The sequence below is a fragment of the Blastococcus sp. SYSU DS1024 genome, assembly GCF_054050795.1.
Window position 1 is genome coordinate 110,592 of the sequence record NZ_JBJHAA010000009.1, and the last position, 18,682, is coordinate 129,273.

At 74.5% G+C, this 18,682-nt stretch carries 21 protein-coding genes; 10 read left to right on the top strand and 11 right to left on the bottom strand.

Annotated features, from left to right (window positions below; all coding sequences use genetic code 11):
* Window positions 1-49: 49 nt before the first annotated feature.
* The 5 genes from ACI79S_RS10700 (at window position 50) to ACI79S_RS10720 (ending at window position 4,306) form a co-directional block, all read left to right on the top strand.
* A complete protein-coding gene (locus tag ACI79S_RS10700; RefSeq protein ID WP_456593409.1) occupies window positions 50-1,888 on the top strand; it encodes an acyl-CoA dehydrogenase in 1,839 nt (612 codons plus the stop codon).
* 224 nt (window positions 1,889-2,112) lie between these two features.
* Window positions 2,113-2,364 (top strand): hypothetical protein, encoded by a 252-nt coding sequence (locus ACI79S_RS10705; protein ID WP_456593410.1) that lies wholly within the window; start codon window positions 2,113-2,115, stop codon window positions 2,362-2,364.
* Window positions 2,361-2,516 carry a hypothetical protein gene (locus tag ACI79S_RS10710; protein WP_456593411.1) on the top strand — a complete coding sequence of 52 codons (156 nt, stop codon included), beginning with the start codon at window positions 2,361-2,363 and terminating at the stop codon, window positions 2,514-2,516. Before ACI79S_RS10705 ends, ACI79S_RS10710 begins: the two co-directional genes overlap by 4 nt.
* A 45-nt stretch (window positions 2,517-2,561) precedes the next feature.
* Entirely contained in the window at window positions 2,562-3,476 is a 915-nt protein-coding gene (locus ACI79S_RS10715; RefSeq protein ID WP_456593412.1) for a 3-methyladenine DNA glycosylase, read from the top strand.
* On the top strand, window positions 3,473-4,306 hold the full coding sequence (locus ACI79S_RS10720; RefSeq protein ID WP_456593413.1) for a tyrosine-protein phosphatase: 834 nt from the start codon (window positions 3,473-3,475) through the stop codon (window positions 4,304-4,306). Before ACI79S_RS10715 ends, ACI79S_RS10720 begins: the two co-directional genes overlap by 4 nt.
* Window positions 4,307-4,309: 3 nt before the next feature.
* On the opposite strand, the gene ACI79S_RS10725 is transcribed toward ACI79S_RS10720, so the two are convergent.
* From ACI79S_RS10725 to pdhA, 8 genes are all read right to left on the bottom strand, one after another.
* On the bottom strand, window positions 4,310-6,403 hold the full coding sequence (locus tag ACI79S_RS10725; RefSeq protein ID WP_456593414.1) for a diguanylate cyclase domain-containing protein: 2,094 nt from the start codon (window positions 6,401-6,403) through the stop codon (window positions 4,310-4,312).
* Window positions 6,404-6,560: 157 nt separating this feature from the next.
* Window positions 6,561-6,710: a hypothetical protein gene (locus ACI79S_RS10730; protein ID WP_456593415.1), complete on the bottom strand. Its 150-nt coding sequence runs from the start codon at window positions 6,708-6,710 to the stop codon at window positions 6,561-6,563.
* Between the two features lie 208 nt (window positions 6,711-6,918).
* Complete coding sequence (locus tag ACI79S_RS10735; RefSeq protein WP_456593416.1) at window positions 6,919-7,380, bottom strand: SRPBCC family protein; 462 nt, start codon at window positions 7,378-7,380, stop codon at window positions 6,919-6,921.
* Between the two features lie 80 nt (window positions 7,381-7,460).
* Window positions 7,461-8,624 (bottom strand): AGE family epimerase/isomerase, encoded by a 1,164-nt coding sequence (locus ACI79S_RS10740; RefSeq protein WP_456593417.1) that lies wholly within the window; start codon window positions 8,622-8,624, stop codon window positions 7,461-7,463.
* A 9-nt stretch (window positions 8,625-8,633) separates the two neighbouring features.
* Window positions 8,634-9,005, bottom strand: a complete 372-nt coding sequence (locus ACI79S_RS10745; RefSeq protein ID WP_456593418.1) for a hypothetical protein — start codon at window positions 9,003-9,005, stop codon at window positions 8,634-8,636.
* 40 nt (window positions 9,006-9,045) lie between these two features.
* The gene (locus ACI79S_RS10750; protein WP_456593419.1) at window positions 9,046-10,548 is read right to left on the bottom strand and encodes a dihydrolipoamide acetyltransferase family protein; all 1,503 of its coding nucleotides are present in this window, start codon (window positions 10,546-10,548) and stop codon (window positions 9,046-9,048) included.
* Between the two features lie 3 nt (window positions 10,549-10,551).
* Complete coding sequence (locus tag ACI79S_RS10755) at window positions 10,552-11,532, bottom strand: alpha-ketoacid dehydrogenase subunit beta (protein WP_456593420.1); 981 nt, start codon at window positions 11,530-11,532, stop codon at window positions 10,552-10,554.
* Window positions 11,532-12,671, bottom strand: coding sequence for a pyruvate dehydrogenase (acetyl-transferring) E1 component subunit alpha (pdhA, locus tag ACI79S_RS10760; protein ID WP_456593421.1), 1,140 nt, complete (start codon window positions 12,669-12,671; stop codon window positions 11,532-11,534). Before pdhA ends, ACI79S_RS10755 begins: the two co-directional genes overlap by 1 nt.
* A gap of 216 nt (window positions 12,672-12,887) precedes the next feature.
* Between pdhA and ACI79S_RS10765 the strand changes: the two genes are divergently transcribed.
* From ACI79S_RS10765 to ACI79S_RS10775, 3 genes are read left to right on the top strand one after another with little or no spacing between them, the layout of a single operon-like run.
* Window positions 12,888-13,367, top strand: coding sequence for an Lrp/AsnC family transcriptional regulator (locus tag ACI79S_RS10765; protein ID WP_456593422.1), 480 nt, complete (start codon window positions 12,888-12,890; stop codon window positions 13,365-13,367).
* A gap of 60 nt (window positions 13,368-13,427) precedes the next feature.
* Window positions 13,428-13,946: a hypothetical protein gene (locus ACI79S_RS10770; RefSeq protein ID WP_456593423.1), complete on the top strand. Its 519-nt coding sequence runs from the start codon at window positions 13,428-13,430 to the stop codon at window positions 13,944-13,946.
* 12 nt (window positions 13,947-13,958) lie between these two features.
* Window positions 13,959-14,582 (top strand): pyridoxamine 5'-phosphate oxidase family protein, encoded by a 624-nt coding sequence (locus ACI79S_RS10775; protein ID WP_456593424.1) that lies wholly within the window; start codon window positions 13,959-13,961, stop codon window positions 14,580-14,582.
* Window positions 14,583-14,718: 136 nt separating this feature from the next.
* Here ACI79S_RS10775 and ACI79S_RS10780 read toward each other — a convergent pair whose 3' ends face one another.
* The gene (locus ACI79S_RS10780; RefSeq protein ID WP_456593425.1) at window positions 14,719-16,041 is read right to left on the bottom strand and encodes a serine hydrolase domain-containing protein; all 1,323 of its coding nucleotides are present in this window, start codon (window positions 16,039-16,041) and stop codon (window positions 14,719-14,721) included.
* A 35-nt stretch (window positions 16,042-16,076) separates the two neighbouring features.
* Window positions 16,077-16,400, bottom strand: a complete 324-nt coding sequence (locus tag ACI79S_RS10785) for a DUF3817 domain-containing protein (RefSeq protein ID WP_456593426.1) — start codon at window positions 16,398-16,400, stop codon at window positions 16,077-16,079.
* Between the two features lie 112 nt (window positions 16,401-16,512).
* Here ACI79S_RS10785 and ACI79S_RS10790 point away from each other — a divergent pair, with 112 nt between their 5' ends.
* The gene (locus ACI79S_RS10790) at window positions 16,513-17,079 is read left to right on the top strand and encodes a hypothetical protein (RefSeq protein ID WP_456593427.1); all 567 of its coding nucleotides are present in this window, start codon (window positions 16,513-16,515) and stop codon (window positions 17,077-17,079) included.
* Here ACI79S_RS10790 and ACI79S_RS10795 read toward each other — a convergent pair.
* On the bottom strand, window positions 17,049-18,128 hold the full coding sequence (locus ACI79S_RS10795) for a C40 family peptidase (protein ID WP_456593428.1): 1,080 nt from the start codon (window positions 18,126-18,128) through the stop codon (window positions 17,049-17,051). The genes ACI79S_RS10790 and ACI79S_RS10795 overlap by 31 nt on opposite strands.
* A gap of 377 nt (window positions 18,129-18,505) precedes the next feature.
* On the opposite strand from ACI79S_RS10795, the gene ACI79S_RS10800 reads away from it, so the two are divergent.
* The gene (locus tag ACI79S_RS10800; RefSeq protein ID WP_456593429.1) at window positions 18,506-18,679 is read left to right on the top strand and encodes a hypothetical protein; all 174 of its coding nucleotides are present in this window, start codon (window positions 18,506-18,508) and stop codon (window positions 18,677-18,679) included.
* Window positions 18,680-18,682: the final 3 nt, after the last annotated feature.

Genomic DNA, 18,682 nt, shown 5'->3' on the forward strand with positions numbered 1-18,682 from the left:
AGTAGCACGACGCCGCACGCCGGCACGGAGCACGGGAGCCCTGAGCGCCATGACGCACTACACCGCCAACCTGCGGGACCTCGAGTTCAACCTCTTCGAGTTCCTGGACACCAAGGACCGCTTCGGCACCGGGCCGTTCGAGCAGATGGACCCCGAGACCGCCCGCGGGATCCTCAGCGAGGTCCGCCGGCTGGCCGAGGGACCCGTCGCCGCGTCGTTCGCCGACGCCGACCGCAACCCGCCGGTGTTCGACCCGGCGACGAACTCGGTGCAGCTCCCCGAGTCGTTCAAGAAGTCGGTCAAGGCGATCGAGGACGGCGAGTGGTACCGCCTCGACCTGCCCGAGCACCTCGGCGGGTTCGGTGCTCCGCACACCCTGACCTGGGCCGCCTTCGAGATGATCCTCGGCGCCAACCCGGCGGCCTTCATGTACGGCTCGGGCACGGCGTTCGCCGCGATCCTCGACGAGCTGGGCACCCCGGACCAGAAGCGCATCGCCGAGCTGATGCTGGAGAAGGGCTGGGGCTCCACCATGGTGCTCACCGAGCCCGACGCCGGCTCCGACGTCGGCGCCGGCACCACCAAGGCCGTCCAGCAGGCCGACGGCTCCTGGCACATCCACGGCGTGAAGCGGTTCATCACCTCGGCCGAGCACGACCTGTCCGACAACATCATCCACCTGGTCCTGGCCCGCCCCGAGGGCGCGAAGGCAGGCACCAAGGGGCTGTCGCTGTTCGTCGTCCCGAAGTTCCACGTGGATCTGGCGACCGGCGAGCTGGGCGAGCGCAACGGCGTCTACGTCACCAACGTCGAGAAGAAGATGGGGCTCAAGGCCTCCACGACCTGCGAGCTGACCTTCGGCGACGGGCCGGTCCCGGCGCAGGGCTGGCTGGTCGGCGAGGTGCACGACGGCATCGCGCAGATGTTCAAGGTCATCGAGCACGCCCGCATGTTCGTCGGCGCCAAGGCGATCGCCACTCTCTCGGCCGGCTACCAGGTCGCGCTGGACTACGCGAAGACCCGCGTGCAGGGCGCCGACCTCACCGCCACCAGCAAGGACGCCCCGCGGGTGACCATCACCCACCACCCGGACGTCCGGCGCTCGCTGATGCTGCAGAAGTCCTACGCCGAGGGCATGCGCGCCCTCTACCTCTACGCCGCGAGCTTCCGCGACGAGGTCCGCGAGGCCGACGCCGAGGGCGACGCCGAGCGGGCGAAGCTGGCGGAGCGGGTCAACGACCTGCTGCTCCCGATCGTGAAGGGCTTCGGCTCCGAGCGGGCCACCCAGCTGCTCACCGCGGAGTCGCTGCAGACGCTGGGCGGATCGGGCTTCCTGCAGGACTACCCGATCGAGCAGTACATCCGCGACTCCAAGATCGACACCCTCTACGAGGGCACCACGGCGATCCAGGGCCAGGACTTCTTCTTCCGCAAGATCGTCAAGGACGGCGGCGTCGCGCTGACCTGGCTGGCCGAGCAGATCCAGGCGACGGTCGACGGCGAGGCCGGCAACGGCCGGCTCAAGGAGGAGCGCGCGCTGCTCGGCACCGCGCTGGCCGACGTCCAGGGCATGCTCACCACGATGTTCGGCCACCTGACCGCCGCGCAGGAGGACATGTCCTCGCTCTACAAGGTCGCGCAGAACACTTCCCGGCTGCTGCTCGCCGCCGGCGACCTGATCACCGCGTGGCTGCTGGTCCGCCAGTCCGAGGTGGCGCTCGCCGCCCTGGCCGGCGAGGTCAGCGAGAAGGACCGCCACTTCTACGAGGGCAAGCTGGCCGCCACCCGGTTCTTCACCAGCCAGGTGCTGCCGAAGCTGACCGCGGAGCGGGCCATCGTCGAGAACACCGACAACGCCCTCATGGAGGTCGACGAGGCCTCCTTCTGAGCACACCGTCGTCCTCCGGACGACACCGCGGCCCCGAGCCGTTCCCGGCCTGCACGGAGCCGTTGCCCATGTGCCGGCCGGGGACCCTCCGGGCCCCGCGACCGGTCCACTCCGGCTCCGCGCCGTACCCGACGGCCGTCTCCCCTGAGGAGGCGGCCGTCGGCCGTTTCGCGGGGGCGATGGCGGGCATGGGCCGGAGGACAGTCGACGGACAGGAGGCCGGCATGACCGATCCCCAGGGCAGCGACCGCATCCAGCAGGACGTACCGACCGCGTCCGGCACCGGCGCCAACAGCGACCTGACGTCCTCGGCCGACGACGTGCCCCTCACGCGCGAGCAGGCCCTGGAGCGGGACGCCGCCCAGGGTGACGACCTACCGGCCCGCGCGGACGGCGACATCGCCCGCGCCACCCGAGCCGGCGCCTCCGGCGAGGTCACCGGCCCCACCGAACGATCAGGAGACGACGGCCGATGAGCGAGTCCCAGCCGACGGGGTACCGGGAGTCCCCCGACACCACCGGCGACGGCGCCACGCCCGCCCGGCAGGACGACGAGGTGCAGCTGACCACGGACGATGACGCGCAGCGCGACGACTCGGTGGCCCGCCCGGGCAACGAGGCGGACTGACCCGGCCGCCGGGGAGACCCCGCACCGCCACCTACGCTGGGCGCCGTGCCGACCTCGTCCGTCCTCGTGCTGGCGGCCGAGGAGTGGCTGCCTCGCGCGGCCGCGCACGCGGCGCGGATGGGCGCGTGGACCGGCCCGCACGTGCAACGGCGCCACGCCGGCCGCGCGCACCCGGTCCTCGACTTCCTGTTCACCTACTACTCCGAGACGCCCGGGCGACTGGCCCGCTGGCACCCGGGAGCCGGGGTCGCGCTGAGCGGGCCGGCCGCCGCCGAGCGCCTGACCTGGCCCTTCTACGGCTCCCTCGCCGAGGGCGCCGTCGGCCTGGACCGGCCCGCGTTCCTCGCCGCCCGCGGGAACGCGGTGGCGCACATCGCGCGCCTGCTGCGGGCCACCGCCGGTCGGCCCGCCCAGTTCGGCTGCTTCGGGCTGCACGAGTGGGCGATGGTGTACCGGCCCGACGACGGGGAGGTCCGGCACTCCACCGTGCCCCTGCGGCTCGGCGCGGAGGGCACCGCCGCGGTGGTGGACGCCCACCGGGTGCAGTGCAGCCACTTCGATGCCTACCGGTTCTTCAGCCGCCGCGGGCGGCCGCTCAACACGCTGCGCCCCACGCGCGCGACCCAGGTCGAGTTCGAGCAGCCCGGCTGCCTGCACGCGACGATGGACCTCTACAAGTGGGCCTACAAGCTCTCCCCCGCCGTGCCCGGCGAGCTGCTGGCCGACTGCTTCGCCCTGGCCGTGGACGTGCGGGAGCTGGACATGCGCGCCTCGCCCTACGACCTGCGCGACCACGGGTACGACGCGGTCCCGATCGAGACGCCGGAGGGCAAGGCGCAGTACGTGGCCGCCCAGCGGACGTTCGCCGACCGGGCCGCGACGCTGCGGCGACAGCTGATCGACGTGTGCGAGCGGCTGCTCGGAGACGTCCCGACCGAGGCCGTACCGTCCCAGGCGTGACCTCTCCGCACACCGGCCGCTGGATCCGGCTCGACGGCACCACCAACATGCGGGACCTCGGGGGCCTGCCCACCACCGACGGCGGGCGCACGTCGGCCGGGCGGATCCTGCGCAGCGACAACCTGCAGACCCTCAGCGACGCCGACGTCCGGCGGTTGGTGCACGAGATCGGCCTGCGCCAGGTGGTCGACCTGCGGACCACCGCGGAGATCCTGCTCGAAGGGCGCGGCCCGCTGCGCGCCGTCCCCGAGGTCACCCACCGGCACTTCACCCTGCTGCCGGAGCGCGGGCACCACACCGACGTGTTCGCGGTGGAGGAGGAGGAGCCGCAGCTGGAGCTCGGGGCCGGGTGGGCCGAGTCGCTGCTGCCCCGGCAGGTCGCGGCCCACGACGAGGTGGAGCCGCCGGCGGTGCGGTCCTACCTGGGCTACCTCGGCCAGCGGTCGGAGAACGTCGTCGGCGCGCTGCGTGCGCTCACCCGCGCCCCGGACGGCGCGTCGGTGGTGCACTGCGCAGCCGGCAAGGACCGCACCGGCGTGGTCTGCGCCCTCGCGCTGGCGGTCGCCGGCGTGCCGCACGAGGAGATCGTGGCCGACTACGCGCTGACCGCGGAGGTCATCGACGCGCTGGTGGCGAAGCTGGCCACCTCCCCCACGTACGCCGAGGACATGGTCACGCGCGACGTGGCCAGCCACACCCCGCGGGCCGAGACGATGGACCGGCTGCTGACCCTGCTCGACGAACGGTTCGACGGTCCGGCCGGATGGCTGGACGCCCACGGTTTCGGCGCCGACGAGCAGGCGGCGCTGCGGGCCCGGCTGCGCGACTGACGGTCAGCGGACGGCGCGGGAAGCCCGGCTGCGCCGCTCCTTCTCCCGGTACATCGCCGCGTCGGCCTCGCGCAGCAGGGCGTCGGCGCTGCGCGCCCGCTCCGCGCCGAGCACGGCGACCCCGACGCTGGTAGCGACCCGCACCGGTGTGCCGTCGAGGCGGAACGGTTCCTCGAAGCAGGCCGTGATGCGGTCGGCGAGGGCCCGCGCGTGGTCGGCGTCGGCCAGGGCCGGCAGCACGATGGCGAACTCGTCGCCGCTGAGCCGGCCCACCGTGTCGCCGGGGCGGACGGCGGCGCGCAGCCGTGCAGACACCTGCCGCAGCAGCTCGTCCCCGGCCGCGTGACCGAGCGAGTCGTTGACGTCCTTGAACCGGTCGAGGTCGCAGAAGAGCACCCCGAGCTGGCCGTCGGGGCCCGTCCCGGCGAGCGTCGCCTCCAGCCGCTCCAGGAAGAGCACCCGGTTGGGCAGCCCGGTCAGCGCGTCGTGCGTGGCCTGGTGGCGCACTGTCTCCAGCAGCCGGGCCTTCTGCAGCGCGGTGGCCGCCTGGTCGCCGACACCCCGCAGCCGGGCGAGCACGTCGCCACCGAGCTCCTCGGGCGCCGTCCCGGACTCCCAGCTCGCCGTCGCCACGCCGAGGAAGGTGGCGCCGGCCAGGAGCGGCACGGCGACGACGTCGGAGACGCCGATGTCGGTCATGAACCGGCGCAGCACCGGGCTGCTGGTGGCGAGGCTGAGGATCCGGGGTTCGCGGTCGGTGAGCATGCCGACCAGCTCCGGGGTGTCCTCCGGCCGCAGCGGCGTCCTCAGGAAGTGCTCCCGCCGGAGCGGCTGGCTCCGGGCGGAGCTGCGACCCTGCAGCTGCCCCGTCGCCGGGTCCCAGAGCATCACCGAGGCGCTGCTGCAGCCGATGACGCGCGGCAGGGCCTCGGCGACGACCTGGCTGACCGCCGTCGCGTCGCCGGCGCCGGCCAGCTCGTGGGCCAGGGCCAGCAGTGCGCCCGCCCGGTCGGCCTCCCGGCGCGCGTCCTCCAGGGCGATGAGCAGGTCCAGCGCCGCCGCCGCGTGCCCGGCGTAGGCGGCGAGCATCGCGTGCTCGTCGGCCATCCCGCCGTCACCGGAGGGGTAGATCGCGGCAAGCCGGCCGTGCCGGCGGCGGGCGGAGGCGACGTCGACGACCACAGCGGTGCGGCCCAGGTCGTCTCCGGACAGGATCCGGGCGGCCAGCTCCGGCAACTGGTCGTCGGGGATCCCGGCGCCGTGGACCAGGGGCGGACCGCCGTCCGGGCTGTCGACGACCAGCAGGTGCGCCGGGGCCAGCACGGCCTCACCGGCCCGCGCCACGATGCGGTGGAGGACGGTGTCGAGGTCGTCGCTGGCGACGAGGTCACCGGCCGCGGACTGCAGCGTGCGCAGCTGCCCCCGCAGCGCCACCAGCTCGGGGTCGGCCGCGGCCCCGTCGGGCCGCCGGCGGCGGAACCGCGACCGCCGCTCCCAGGTGAGGCGGTAGACGCAGGTGCCGGTACCGTCGACGCAGCACTCGGTGTGCGTGAGGACGCCGGCCGGCAGGCCGAAGATGGCCGGGACGGTGACCGCCAGGCCGCGCGCGTACGCGCAGTCCAGCTCCGAGTGGGTGTAGCCGTCGGCCAGGCGCAGGGCGACCGTCGCCGACGTCGGGGTGGTCTCGAGGACCTCCATGCGGGAGACGGTGGTGAACTTGGCCGCCGCCCGCGGCAGCTGGCGGAACACCTGGCGGGGCGTGCCCAGGGCGCGCAGGACCAGGAGCAGGGAGTGCCCCAGGCCGCTGCGCATCGCGGCCGCGCCCACGTGGAACATCGTGTCGGGGTCGCCCAGCACGTCCGTCGCCGCGGCGAACAGCCGGATCCGGGTGTCGTAGCTCCACCAGCGGGCCTGGTCGGCGACCTGGTCGCCGAGCCCGCTCAGCCCGGCCCGGTCGAGCACCGCCTCGACGGCGTCGTCCCCGGCGTGGCGGCGGACGTAGGTGAGGACGCCGGCCATCGTGATGCCCGGGGTCTCCCGCGCCTCGGCCGGTGGCACGGCGGTCGCGCCGCCACTGCCAGGTGATCCTGTGCCCACGGTCCGGTGATCGGCGCGCCACCACCCCCGCTTGAGCGGAACCGACCGGTTCGGGTGAGCCGGGGCGCAGGTCGAGCGCCGACCCTGCGACGCACGCGACCCCGGTCCCTGAGGGAGACCGGGGTCGGTTCTACGGGCCGCGGGGCGCGGCCGGGGGTCAGCGGCCGAGGAAGTGGCTGCTGTTGGCCATCGTCAGGAGCTCGTCGCGCATGGCCGGGCTGCTGCTGCGGGCCAGCGCCTTGTTCAGCGCCCGCCGGGTACGCGCCACCTGCCGACGCTGCCGCCAGCTGGTCGTCACGCTGCTCATCGCTACTGCCTCTTTCGTCGGAGTGATCTGCCTACAGCCGTAGTAACGCAGGCGTGCACCACTCTAATCCGACGAAACGTCGGCGAACATGAGACGTGGCCGAAGGTTCCTCATCCTTTCGAGTGAGTCGCGCCACTCGGAGCCCCAACGCACGACGGCGCCCACCCCGGACCGGGGTGGGCGCCGTCGACGTGACGAGGTGGGGCCGTCAGCTGGGGCGCTGCACGTCACCCCGCCAGGCACCGGTCTCGCTGCCGCGGCTCTCGATGAACTCCTTGAACTTCTTCGCGTCGGCCTTGATCTGCCGGTCGTCGAAGCCGAGCGCGGCGCCGGCCTTCTCGACCAGCCCCTCGGGCTCCCAGTCGATCTGGATCATCACCCGGGTCTTGGCGTCGTCCAGCCGGTGGAAGGTCACCACGCCGGCGTGCTTGGCCTCACCGCTGGTGCTGGTCCAGGCCACGCGCTCCTCGGGGTGCTGCTCGGTGATCTCCGCATCGAACTCGCGCTTCACACCGTCGATGCTGGTGACCCAGTGGGTGTGGGTGTCGTCGATCTGCGTGATCTTCTCGACCCCGCCCATGAACTGCGGAAACGTCTCGAACTGCGTCCACTGGTCGTAGGCGACGCGGATCGGGACGTCGACGTCGACGGACTCCTGCACGCTGGCCACGTTTTCAGCTCCTCGTGTCGCTTGTTCGGTCGTGCCCCACCTACCCCGGGCCCGCCGGACCGACACGTGGGAGGAGCAGGTCAGCGCAGCGCGGCCGCGATGCTGCCGCGCACCGGGCGGTCCACCACCAGCAGCATCTGCGCCAGGTGGTAGGCGTCGGGCTGCCCGGCCCAGGTGCCCTCGGCGACCTCCCCCGACGGCGTGAGCTCGTGGTGCCAGCTCCCGGTGACGGGGTCGGCGAACCGCTCCTCCCCGTGCGCACGCCAGCGGTCGGCCAGCGCCCGGTACCCCGGCTCCCCGGTCACGCGGGCCAGCACAGCCGCTGCTGCCACCGCCTCGCACAGCACCCAGTGCATGCGCGCGCCGACCACGGGGCGGTCGTCCCAGTCGAGGGTGTACGGGAAACCGTCCGCGCCATCGGCCGCCCACCCGCGGGTCGCCGCGGCGTCGAACAGCGCGACGGCGTCGTCGAGCAGCCAGCCCGGCGGGTCGGGGAGGGCCGCCCGCAGGTGCACCGCGAGGCGAGCCCACTCGAACTGGTGCCCGACCGTGACGCCGTAGGGGCGGAACGGGTCGGCCGGGTGCGCCGCGTTGTGCTCGGGCAGCGGCTCCCAACCGGGCGTGAAGTGCTCGGGCAGCCGCCAGTCCCGCACGCGGGCGAAGCCGTGCACGACGCGTTCCGTGCTGCGCAGCGCCTGCCCGCGCAGCCTGGCGGCCAGGGCCGCGTCGTCGACCGCGTCGGCGGCGGCGAGCACCGCCTCGACACCGTGCATGTTGGCGTTGGCGCCGCGATAGCCGTCGAGCCGCGTCCAGGTGCGGTCCCACTCCTCCACCGCCAGGCCCGCGTCCTCGTCCCAGAACCGGTCGTGCCAGACGCCGAGGGCCTCGTCGAGCAGCGCGCGCCCGCCGTGGATCCCGGCCGCGGTCGCCGTGGCACCGGCCAGGACGACGAAGGCGTGCACGTAGGCGGCCTTCGTGCCGTCGTCGGCCGTCGCGCACCAGCCGCCGTGCACCGGGTCGTGGAGGGGCCCGCTCCGCAGCGCCTCGACGCCGTGCCGGGCCAGGTCGTCCGCCCCGGGCCGCCCCAGCAGCGCGGCCAGCCCGAAGACGTGGGTCATCCGCGCGACGATCCAGCCCTCCTGCGGCCGGTCCGCGAGCAGGGCGCCGTCCGGCCCCAGGTACCCGAAGCCGTCCGGCAGCCGGGATCGGGCGGCGAAGTCCAGCAGCCGGTCGAGGTGGGTCACGCGGGCACGCTAGTGCGCCGACCGCCGGTCCGCCGCGAGGGCAACGGCCAGCCGGGCCGTCGCCACCCCGAGGACCGCCAGGCAGAGCACCCCCAGGAACCCGGCGCCGATGTTCGCCCCGGCGTCACCCGTGGTCATGGCGTCGACGAGCACCATGACCACGGTCGCGCCCAGCACCACGAAGCCGAGCCGCCGGCCGACCGGGGCACCGGCCGCCAGGAGGACCCCGCCGGTGATCGCGCACACGTACCCGAGCACCTGGAGCAGCCAGGGGGCCGTCCCCTGCTCCAGGTGCGGCCGCGAGCCGCTGACCCCGATCGAGACGCCGGTGAGCGCGACGAACACCAGCAGGGCGACGAGCGACTGGGCACGACGATCCACGACGGGCCCCCTCACGATCGACGAACCGGGCGGCTCGCCCTCAGTAGGCCAGCGCGCTCCCCGGATCGTGCAGCACCGCGCCGACGTCGGCCAGGAACCGTGAGCCCAGCTCGCCGTCGACGATCCGGTGGTCGAACGACAGCGCCAACTGGGTGACCAGGCGGGGCTTCACCTTCCCCTTGTGCACCCACGGCAGCTCCCGGACGGCGCCGAAGGCCAGGATCGCCGACTCCCCCGGGTTCAGGATCGGGGTGCCGGTGTCCACACCGAACACCCCCACGTTGGTGATCGTGATCGTCCCGCCGGTCATGTCCCCCGGTGCCGTGCGCCCGGCTCGGGCGGTCTCGGTCAGCTCGCCGAGGGCCGCGGCGAGCTCCGGCAGGGACAGCCGCCCGGCGTCCTTGATGTTCGGCACGATCAGCCCGCGCGGGGTCGCCGCGGCGATGCCGAGGTTCACCTGCCCGTGGACGACGATCTCCTGCGCCGCCTCGTCCCAGGAGCTGTTGACCATCGGGTGCCGCCGCGCCGCGAGCAGCAGCGCCTTGGCCACGAACAGCAGCGGGCTGACCTTGACCTCGGAGAACTCCGGCCGCGCGGCCAGCCGGCTGCGCAGCTTCATCATCCGCGTGACGTCGACGGTGAGGAACTCGGTGACGTGCGGCGCGGTGAAGGCGCTGGCAACCATCGCGGCCGCGGTGGCCTTGCGGACACCCTTGACGGGGATCCGCTGCTCCCCGCTGGTGGCCGCCACGGGCGCCTGCGCCCCGGCGCCGTCCGATCGTGCGGCGACCGCGGCGTCGACGTCGGCCCGGGTGATCACGCCGCCGTCGCCACTGCCGGTCAGCGTGGTGAGGTCCACGCCGAGGTCCTTGGCGTACTTGCGCACCGGCGGCTTGGCCAGCGGGCGAGGCCCCCGCCGGCCGGGGGCGGAGCCCCGCGCCGGGGCGGCGTCCTCGCGCCGAGCGGCGGCCTCGGCCTGCCGGCCCACCTCCAGCCCGCCGTGCCGCACCGGCTTGCTGCGCATGTCGGGGGCGGTGGCCAGCAGGGGCGGGCCGTCGTCGGACGGCAGCGGGGGACGGTCGGCCCCGCCGGAGCCGTAGTCCGCGCCGGGCAGCCCGGTCGCCCGGGCGGCGGCCGCGGTGCCCGACCGGCGCGGGCGGCGGCGCGCCTCGGTGGTCCGCGGCCCGTAGCCGACGAGGACGGCGGTCCGCCCGCCCGGGGCGGCCCCGCCGATCAGCCCCGCGGCCGGCTCCTCGGCGGCCGCGGCGCCCTCGTCGGCCGGCTCCGCCGCCGGGGCGTCCCCGCCGACGTCGATGGTGATGATCGGCGCACCGACGTCCACCATCGTGCCGGCCTCGTGGAGCAGCTCGACGACGGTGCCGGCCCACGGCGAGGGCAGCTCGACGGCGGCCTTCGCCGTCTCCACCTCGCACAGCGGCTGGTTGACCGTGATCGTGTCGCCGACCGACACCAGCCACTGGAGGATCTCCCCCTCGGTGAGCCCCTCACCGACGTCGGGCAGCTTGAACTGACGCTGTGCCATCTCTCAGAACCCCATCACGCGGTCGACGGCGTCCAGCACGCGGTCGAGGTCGGGGAGGTACTCCTCCTCGAGCTTCGACGGCGGGTAGGGGGTGTCGAAGCCCCCGACCCGCAGCACCGGCGCCTCCAGGGAGTGGAAGCAGGTCTCGGTCACCCGCGCGGCGATCTCCGCGCCGAGGCCGAGGGTCACCGGCGCCTCGTGCACGACGACGCAGCGACCGGTCCGCCGCACGCTCTCGAACACCGGCTCGAGGTCCAGCGGCGACACCGTCCGCAGGTCGATGACCTCCAGCGACCGGCCCTCCTCCTCGACGGCCTGGGCCGCCTGCAGCGCCGTCTTCACCATGGGGCCGTAGGCGAGCACGGTGACGTCGTCGCCGCCGCGGACGACGCGGGAGGCGAACAGCGGGTCCGGGGTGGCGTCGGTGTCGACCTCCGCCTTCTCCCAGTACCGCCGCTTGGGCTCGAGGAAGACGATCGGGTCGGGGTGGGCGATCGCCTGCTGGATGCCCCAGTAGGCGTCGACCGGGTTGCTGACCGCGACCACCTTGAGCCCCGCGGTGTGCGCGAAGTAGGCCTCGGGGCTCTCGCTGTGGTGCTCGACGGCCCCGATGCCGCCACCGAAGGGGATGCGGATGACGATCGGCATCGGCAGCCGGCCCTTGGACCGGGCGTGCATCTTGGCGACCTGGGTGACGATCTGGTTGTAGGCGGGGAAGACGAACCCGTCGAACTGGATCTCGCAGACCGGCCGGTAGCCGCGCATGGCCAGGCCGACCGCGGTGCCGAGGATCCCGGCCTCGGCGAGTGGCGTGTCGACGACGCGGGCCTCGCCGAAGTCCTTCTGCAGGCCGTCGGTGATGCGGAAGACCCCGCCGAGCTTGCCGATGTCCTCGCCCATGAGCACGACCTTGGCGTCGTCCTCCATGGCGCGGCGCAGGCCGAGGTTGAGGGCCTTGCCGATCGTGAGCGTCTCGCCGGCCATCAGTGCTCGCCCCCCTCGAAGCTCGCCTGGTACGCGACGAACTCCTCGCGCTGGGTGGCCAGCCACGGGGTCTGCTCCGCGTAGACGGTGTCGAACATCGACGCCGGGTCCGGATCGGGCATGTCGACGGTGCCGCTGCGGATCCGCGCGGCGAGCTCGTCGGCCTCCCGCTCGACCGAGTCGAAGAACGCCGCGTCGGCCTTCTCCTGCCGGGAGAGGTGCGCCTTCAGCCGGGCGATCGGGTCGCGCAGCTTCCACTCCTCCAGCTCGCTGGCCAGCCGGTACCGGGTGGGGTCGTCGGAGGTGGTGTGCGCGCCCATGCGGTAGGTGAACGCCTCGATGAAGGTCGGGCCCTGGCCCTCGCGCGCGGCCTGCAGCGCCTGCCGGGTCACGGCCAGGACGGCGAGGACGTCGTTGCCGTCGACCCGGACGCCGGGGAACCCGAAGCCCGCCGCCCGCTGGTACAGCGGGACGCGGGACTGCCGCTCCAGCGGGACGCTGATCGCGTACTGGTTGTTCTGGCAGAAGAAGACGACGGGAGCTGAGAAGCTCGCCGCCCAGATCATCGCCTCGTTGACCTCGCCCTGGCTGGTGGCGCCGTCACCGAGGAACGCCAGCGTCGCGTTCTCGGCACCGTCGCGCTGCAGGCCCATGGCGTAGCCGGTGGCGTGCAGGGTCTGCGCGCCGATGACCACGGTGTAGAGGTTGAAGCCGGTGGCCACCGGGTCCCAGCCGCCGTTGTCCACGCCGCGGAACAGGCTGATGACGTGCAGCGGGTCGACCCCGCGGGTCCAGGCGACGCCGTGCTCGCGGTAGGTCGGGAAGGCCATGTCCGAGGCGGCCATCGCGCGGCCGGCGCCGATCTGCGCGGCCTCCTGGCCCAGCAGCGAGGCCCAGATGCCGAGCTCGCCCTGGCGCTGCAGGGCGGTCGCCTCGACGTCCCACCGGCGGACCAGGACCAGATCGCGGTAGAGGTCGCGCAGCTCCTCGTCGGAGATGTCGAGGGCGTAGTCGGGGTGCTCGACCCGCTCGCCCTCCGGCGTGAGCAGCTGGACCAGCTCGGACCGCTGCGGCAGGTGGGGCGCGGCGGCCCCCGGGACGGGGTCGACCATCTCCGTGGTCTCTGGCAACGCTGTCACCGGTCGCACTCCTCGCCGTCGGCCACCGCCGCCGGGGTCACCGGCGACGCGGTGGTGCTGGACGTTCCGACCGCCGGATGTGGCGGCCCTCACACATCCTGGCACGACCTCCCGGCCGGTGACCAGCCCCGGCGCGCATCGATCTGCGCAGGCCCTCCGGAGCGGGTTGCGCAGAAAGCTCGCCCGGGGCGGCTTCCAGCTGTCAGACTGCGCAGCGTGCCCGAGATCGATGCCACCGATGCTCGGTTGCTGCTCGCGCTGACCGAGGACCCGCGGGCGAGCGTCATGGCGCTGTCGCAGCGGCTGGGCCTGGCCCGGAACACCGTGCAGGCCCGGCTGGCCCGGCTGGAGAGCAACGGGGTGCTCGGTCCGCTGGACCAGCGGGTCCGCCCGGAGTCGCTGGGCCACCGGCTGGCCGCCTACATGTCGGTGCAGGTGGCGCAGCGGGGGCTGGCCGAGGTCAGCGACGCCCTGGCCGGCCTGCCGGAGGTCCTCGAGGTGACCGGCCTGTCGGGCGCCACGGACCTGCTGGTGCACGTGGTCGCCACCGACGCCGACCACCTGTGGCGGATCACCGAGGCGGTCCTGGCCATCCCCGGCGTCCAGCGGGTGGACACCGCCCTGGCGATGCGCCGGTTCGTGGAACGGCGCGTGGGCCCGCTGCTGCGCCGCGCCGCCGGCCCGCCTCCCGACTGACCGGCCGGTACCCGGCGGCCCGGTGGTGTGCCGCGAAGGCGTGCGGGTACCAGGCCGCACATGGCGAAGAAGACCCCGTTCGGCGTGGCGGGCAAGGGCAAGCGCGGCATCAGCACGCTGGGCTGGGCGCTGAGGGGAGCGGCCGCCGGCGCGGCGGGCACCACCGCGCTGAACGCCGTCACGTACCTGGACATGGTGGTGCGCGGTCGCGGCAGCAGCTCCACCCCCGAGCAGACCGTCGAGAAGCTCGCGGAGACGGCGCACGTGCCCATCCCCGGCGACGACCAGACCCGGCAGAACCGCCTCCAGGGGCTCGGACCGATGACCGGCATCGTGGCCGGCGTCGGGGTGGGCGTGGTGGGCGGGCTGGCCCGGGCGTCGGGCCTGCTGTCGTCGAAGCCGGTCGGGACGCTGCTGACCGGGCTGGGCGCGATGGTCGCGGGGAACGGGCCCATGACGGTGCTCGGCGTCACCGACCCGCGCACCTGGTCGACGACCGACTGGCTCAGCGACCTGGTGCCGCACCTGGCCTACGGCCTGGTCGTCAAGAACACGATCGACGCCTTCGACCGCCCGTGACACAGTCCGGGCGTGGACGAGATCACCACCGAGGCGGAGCTGCGCGCGCTGCTGGGTGAACCGGCGCGGGCGGCCCTGGCCAAGGAGCGCACGGCGCTGCACGACCTGGACCGCGCGTGGCTGGCGGCGTCCCCGTTCTGCCTGGTCGCGACCAGCGGGGCGGACGGCACCTGCGACGTCTCGCCGAAGGGTGACCCGCCCGGCTTCACGCTCGTGCTGGACGAGCGCACCATCGCCATCCCCGAGCGGGCCGGCAACCGCCGGGCGGACGGCTATCGCAACGTCCTGACCAACCCGCACGTCGGCCTCGTCCACCTCCTCCCCGGGCGCACCGACACGCTGCGGATCAACGGCCGGGCGCGGCTGGTCCGCGACACGGCGCTGCTCGACCGCATGGTGGTCGAGGGTCACCGGCCGGTGCTGGCGCTGGTGGTCGAGATCGAGCAGGTGTTCCACCACTGCGGCAAGGCGTTCCTGCGCTCGCAGCTGTGGGACCCGGCCACCTGGGACGTCGACGCCGTCCCGCGCCGGGCCCGCATCGCGCACACGCTGGAGCGCAGGGACGAGTCGATCGAGGAGCTCGAGCGCTACTACGCGGGCCCGGCCTACACGGCGGGCCTGTACCCCTCGCCCTGATCCGCCGACCGCCCCGGCCGGCTGCCCGCGACGATCAGGTGCCCTGATCGTGGAGCGTCCTCCCTCAGCGCCCACGGTGAGGGAGGACACCGCATGATCAGGGAGGCTGATCGTGGCCCGAGGTGGGGAGGACGGGTCAGCGCCAGCCGCGCTCGTCCACGCCGCCAGGCACCGGGGCGGCCGGGTCGTAGGGGGTGCGGGTGAACACGAACGTGTCCAGGTCCAGGTGGTCGGCGGCGATGCGCAGCGTCTCCCCGGCGAAGTAGCCGTCCAACCCGCGCCAGGTGCCGTCCGCCGCCCGGGCGAACCGGCTGGCCCGCCCGGATCGCCCGGGCAGCGGGCCGAGGTGCAGCAGGCCGCCGGCGACCGAGCGGAGGACGTAGGGGGCGGGCCCCCAGAACCAGACGCCCAGGTCCTCCAGGGGCACCGGCGACGGCGACGGCGTCCACGGTTCGACGATGCGCGGCTCGGCGGCGCGCAGGTCGGCCAGCAGCCCGAACACCAGCGGGTCGAGGCCGCTGGTGGTGTTGGCCAGCGACACCGCGCCCGCCTGCTCCTCCCGGTCGACGAACACCCCGGCGAGGAAGCCGGGCATCGAGCCGCCGTGCCCGACCAGCGTCCGCCCGTCCACGCGCAGCACCTGCAGGCCCAGCCCGTAGGCCGACCATCCCGGCGCCGACGAGTCCACCCCGGCCGGCACCGTCATCTCCTCCAGCGTCGCCGGGTCGAGCACGTCGCCGGTGTCGCCGAGCAGGAACGCGGCGAACCGGCCCAGGTCGGTCAGCGTCGCCCACAGCTGGCCCGCGGCGGCCATCACGCCGGCGTGGTGCTCGGGCTCGGGCAGCACGACGTCGGCCCACGGGTGCACCGCACGGCCCTCGGCGGCCGGCGCGACCGGCCGCGGCGTGGTGCGGGCCATGCCGAGCGGGGCGAGCACCTCGGCGGTGACGACGTCGTCCCACGAGCGGCCGCGCAGCCGGGCGACGAGCTCGCCGAGCAGGCCGAAACCGAGGTTGGAGTAGTGGAACCGCCGCGCGGCGCCGAGGACGACGTCGGTCTCGGCGAGGCCCAGGTCGTCCAGCGACCCGCCCGGCGTGCGCTCCCACCAGCCGCCGGGGCTCTCGGCGGAGGCGCCGGCGAGGTGGGAGAGCAGCTGGCCGACCGTGCGGTCCCCGAACGGCGTCCCGGGCAGGTGCCGTTCCAGCGGGTGGTCCAGGCCCAGCAGGCCCTCGTCGCGCAGCCGCATGACCACGACCGCCGTCACGGTCTTGCTGATCGACCCGAGCCGGTACTGGACGTCGGCGTGCGGCCCGGGCACCTCGCCGCGGCCGGCCGACCAGGCCAGCCCGCCGTCGCGGACGACGCCGGCGACCAGCCCGGGGGCGCGGCCGTCCCGCTGCACCCGCGCCGTGCGGGCCAGCAGGAGGCGGGCGGTCGAGGGCAGCACGGGCTCGGGCATGACGGCGACCGTAGCGACACGACCCGCCCGGTGGATCAGGCGGTCAGCGCCTCGCGCGCGGGCAGCGCACCGTTGCGGCTGGCCCACCGTTCGAACCAGACGGTGGCCAGCGGCGGCACCGACGCGGCGAGGGCGAGGACCGTGGTGGGCAGGGACCAGCGCAGCACCCGGGCCGCGACGAGCGCGACGAGGACGTAGACGACGAAGACCGCGCCGTGGATGGGGCCGAACACCTGCACGCCCACCTCGGAGGTCTGCAGCACCCACTTGACGAACATCCCGGCCAGCAGGCCGATCCAGGTGATCGCCTCGGCGACGGCGACGAGGCGGAAGGCGGTGGTGACGGTGCGCGGGTTCAACGGACGTCCTCGGGTCGTTGGGCTCTGCCGTCGTCAACGACCGGGCGGGGCGCGGGGTCCCCGCGGTGGGTGTGACGTACGCGGCAACGGCCGCGGTGGCAGGGTCGGCGGCGTGCGTGGACTGGCCCGGCGGGAGTTCTGCCTGGTGCTGCTGCGGCGGATGACCGATGTCCGCCCCGATCTCACGGCCGCGGCGCTGCCGCGGCTGGGCGCGACCCGGGCGGAGGCCCACGCCGCGCACACCCGCTGGCAGGCGCTGCAGCACTCCCGCCGGGCACCGCGCGGGCTGGCACTGCGCTCCGCGGTCCTCGGCCCGCCCGAGGAGCTGGAGGACCGGCGCGTCGGCGATCTCGACATCCAGGTGCGGCGCTGGCCCCTGCCGCTGTGGCCGCACCTGTGGTGGGAGGTGGTGAGCGGGCCCGGTGGCGCGGTCCTCCACGAGCAGCTCGCCCGGGCGCCGGGCTCACCGGTGCCGGCGGCCCGCCCGCACCGGCTGCTGGTGTGGGAGCACGTGCTCGACGACGTCGTCGGGCTCCCGGGTGCGCGCGGCCTCGACCCGGGCGTGCCCACCCGTGCGGAGGTGCGCCTCCCCGGCGGGGTGCGCGCGGTCTTCGTGTGGGGACTCTTGCAGCAGGTCACCCGGCACGATCAGCCGGCGATGCGCCGGGCCCCGCTGTAGCCGCCCATCGAGTCGATGCTCGCGACCTTGACGACGTCGCCCGACGTGGGCGCGTGCACCATCTGGCCGTTGCCGATGTAGATGCCTACGTGGCTGATCGGGCTGTAGAAGAACACGAGGTCACCCGGGCGCAGCTGGTCGCGGGAGACGGCCTGTCCGGCGCCCGCCTGGTTCCGGCTGGCGCGCGGCAGCGAGATGCCGGCCGCCCGGTAGGCGTAGGAGGTGAGGCCCGAGCAGTCGAAGGCGCCGGGGCCCGAGGCCGCCCACACGTAGGGCTTCCCGCGCTGGGCCATGGCGGTGTCCACGGCGATCTGCGCCGCCTCGCTGTCGGCCACCACGGGCGCGGACGGCGCCGGCGCAACAGGTTCCCGGTCCCCGCGGCTGGCGCGCTGCGACTCGGTGCCGCGTTCCTCGGCGTGGTGCGCCTGGGCCACCGCCTGGCGCTCCTGGGCGCTGAGCCGGTCGAACTGCGCCCGGAACTCGTCGACCTGCCCCTGCAGCTCGGCCTGCTGCCCGGCGACGGCGTCGTAGGCGGCCTGCGCCTGCGCCGCGGCCTCGTGCGCGGCGGCCTGGGCCTGGGCGGCGGCCACGTTGGCCTCGGCGGCATGGGCCAGGACCACGCCCTGGTGGCCCGAGATCGTCTCCAGCGTGGCCACGCGGCTGACGAACTCGTCCGCCGAGCTGCTGGTGAGCAGCGCCTGGAAGGAGCCCAGCCCCTCGCCGGTCCAGGCGCTGCGCGCGATGCCGCGGACCGCCTCCTGGGCGCGGGCGAGGTCGGCGGTGGCCTTCTCCAGCTGGGCGGCCGCGGCTTCCGCGGCCGCCTGCTGGCCGGTCAGCGCGTCGCGCGCCTCGTTGAACCGCTCGGTGACGACCTCGAGCTGGTGGCCGCGCTCGGCGACCAGCCGGGCAGCCTCTTCCGAGGTGGCGGGAGAGCCGGGATCCGCGGACGCCGGAACCGTGGCGAGAAGGATGCCGACGGTGCCGGCCAGGGCCAGCCCCACCCGTCCGGCGGTGCGGCGGCGAGCGGGCGTGCGCAGGGGGGTCGCCATGGTGCGGCGGCTCTCCGATCTCATCCACGGCCGCCTGCCGGGGGCCCGGCCGGGCACGCGCCGGCACGCAGGGACGGAAGGGTCCGTCCCGGATGCGGGCCGCAGCGTTGCCGGTCCGGCACCCGCGCCTGTGCGGGTGCCCGGTTCGGTCGACGGCGCCCGGCGGAGGTCACTCGGTAGTGATGGAAAGCCCCGACGGGCACACTCACCGTAGGCGGCGTGACCCGGTCGTGACAATGCCCGGAACAACATTCGTGTAGTTCTCCCTGCGCGTCCTGTCACAGCCGTCGCAGCCACCTGGGCCTTCGCTCCGCGGGGGGCGGTGGACGCCCGCCGGTATCCGTTTCGGCACGGCTCCGCAGGACCACTACCGGTGGATGGACATCCGGAAGCCCCTCCTGCTGCTCGCGCTCACCGGGTCGCTGGTCGCCTGCGGCGACAACACCGACATCCAGCGCGGGGAGACCAACTGCGACGCCAGCGGCGAGCAGGCGAACAACCCGCACGACGCCAGCTGCGAGGAGACCGGCTCCAACCCGGGCACCGACTGACCC

Coding starts and splice junctions, on each gene's coding strand:
- ACI79S_RS10780 (WP_456593425.1), bottom strand. CDS start 16,041: ATGCCCGAGCCCGTGCTGCCCTCGACCGCCCGCCTCCTGCTGGCCCGC.
- ACI79S_RS10800 (WP_456593429.1), top strand. CDS start 18,506: ATGGACATCCGGAAGCCCCTCCTGCTGCTCGCGCTCACCGGGTCGCTG.
- ACI79S_RS10700 (WP_456593409.1), top strand. CDS start 50: ATGACGCACTACACCGCCAACCTGCGGGACCTCGAGTTCAACCTCTTC.
- ACI79S_RS10770 (WP_456593423.1), top strand. CDS start 13,428: ATGGCGAAGAAGACCCCGTTCGGCGTGGCGGGCAAGGGCAAGCGCGGC.
- ACI79S_RS10795 (WP_456593428.1), bottom strand. CDS start 18,128: ATGGCGACCCCCCTGCGCACGCCCGCTCGCCGCCGCACCGCCGGACGG.
- ACI79S_RS10705 (WP_456593410.1), top strand. CDS start 2,113: ATGACCGATCCCCAGGGCAGCGACCGCATCCAGCAGGACGTACCGACC.
- ACI79S_RS10750 (WP_456593419.1), bottom strand. CDS start 10,548: ATGGCACAGCGTCAGTTCAAGCTGCCCGACGTCGGTGAGGGGCTCACC.
- ACI79S_RS10755 (WP_456593420.1), bottom strand. CDS start 11,532: ATGGCCGGCGAGACGCTCACGATCGGCAAGGCCCTCAACCTCGGCCTG.
- ACI79S_RS10730 (WP_456593415.1), bottom strand. CDS start 6,710: ATGAGCAGCGTGACGACCAGCTGGCGGCAGCGTCGGCAGGTGGCGCGT.
- ACI79S_RS10710 (WP_456593411.1), top strand. CDS start 2,361: ATGAGCGAGTCCCAGCCGACGGGGTACCGGGAGTCCCCCGACACCACC.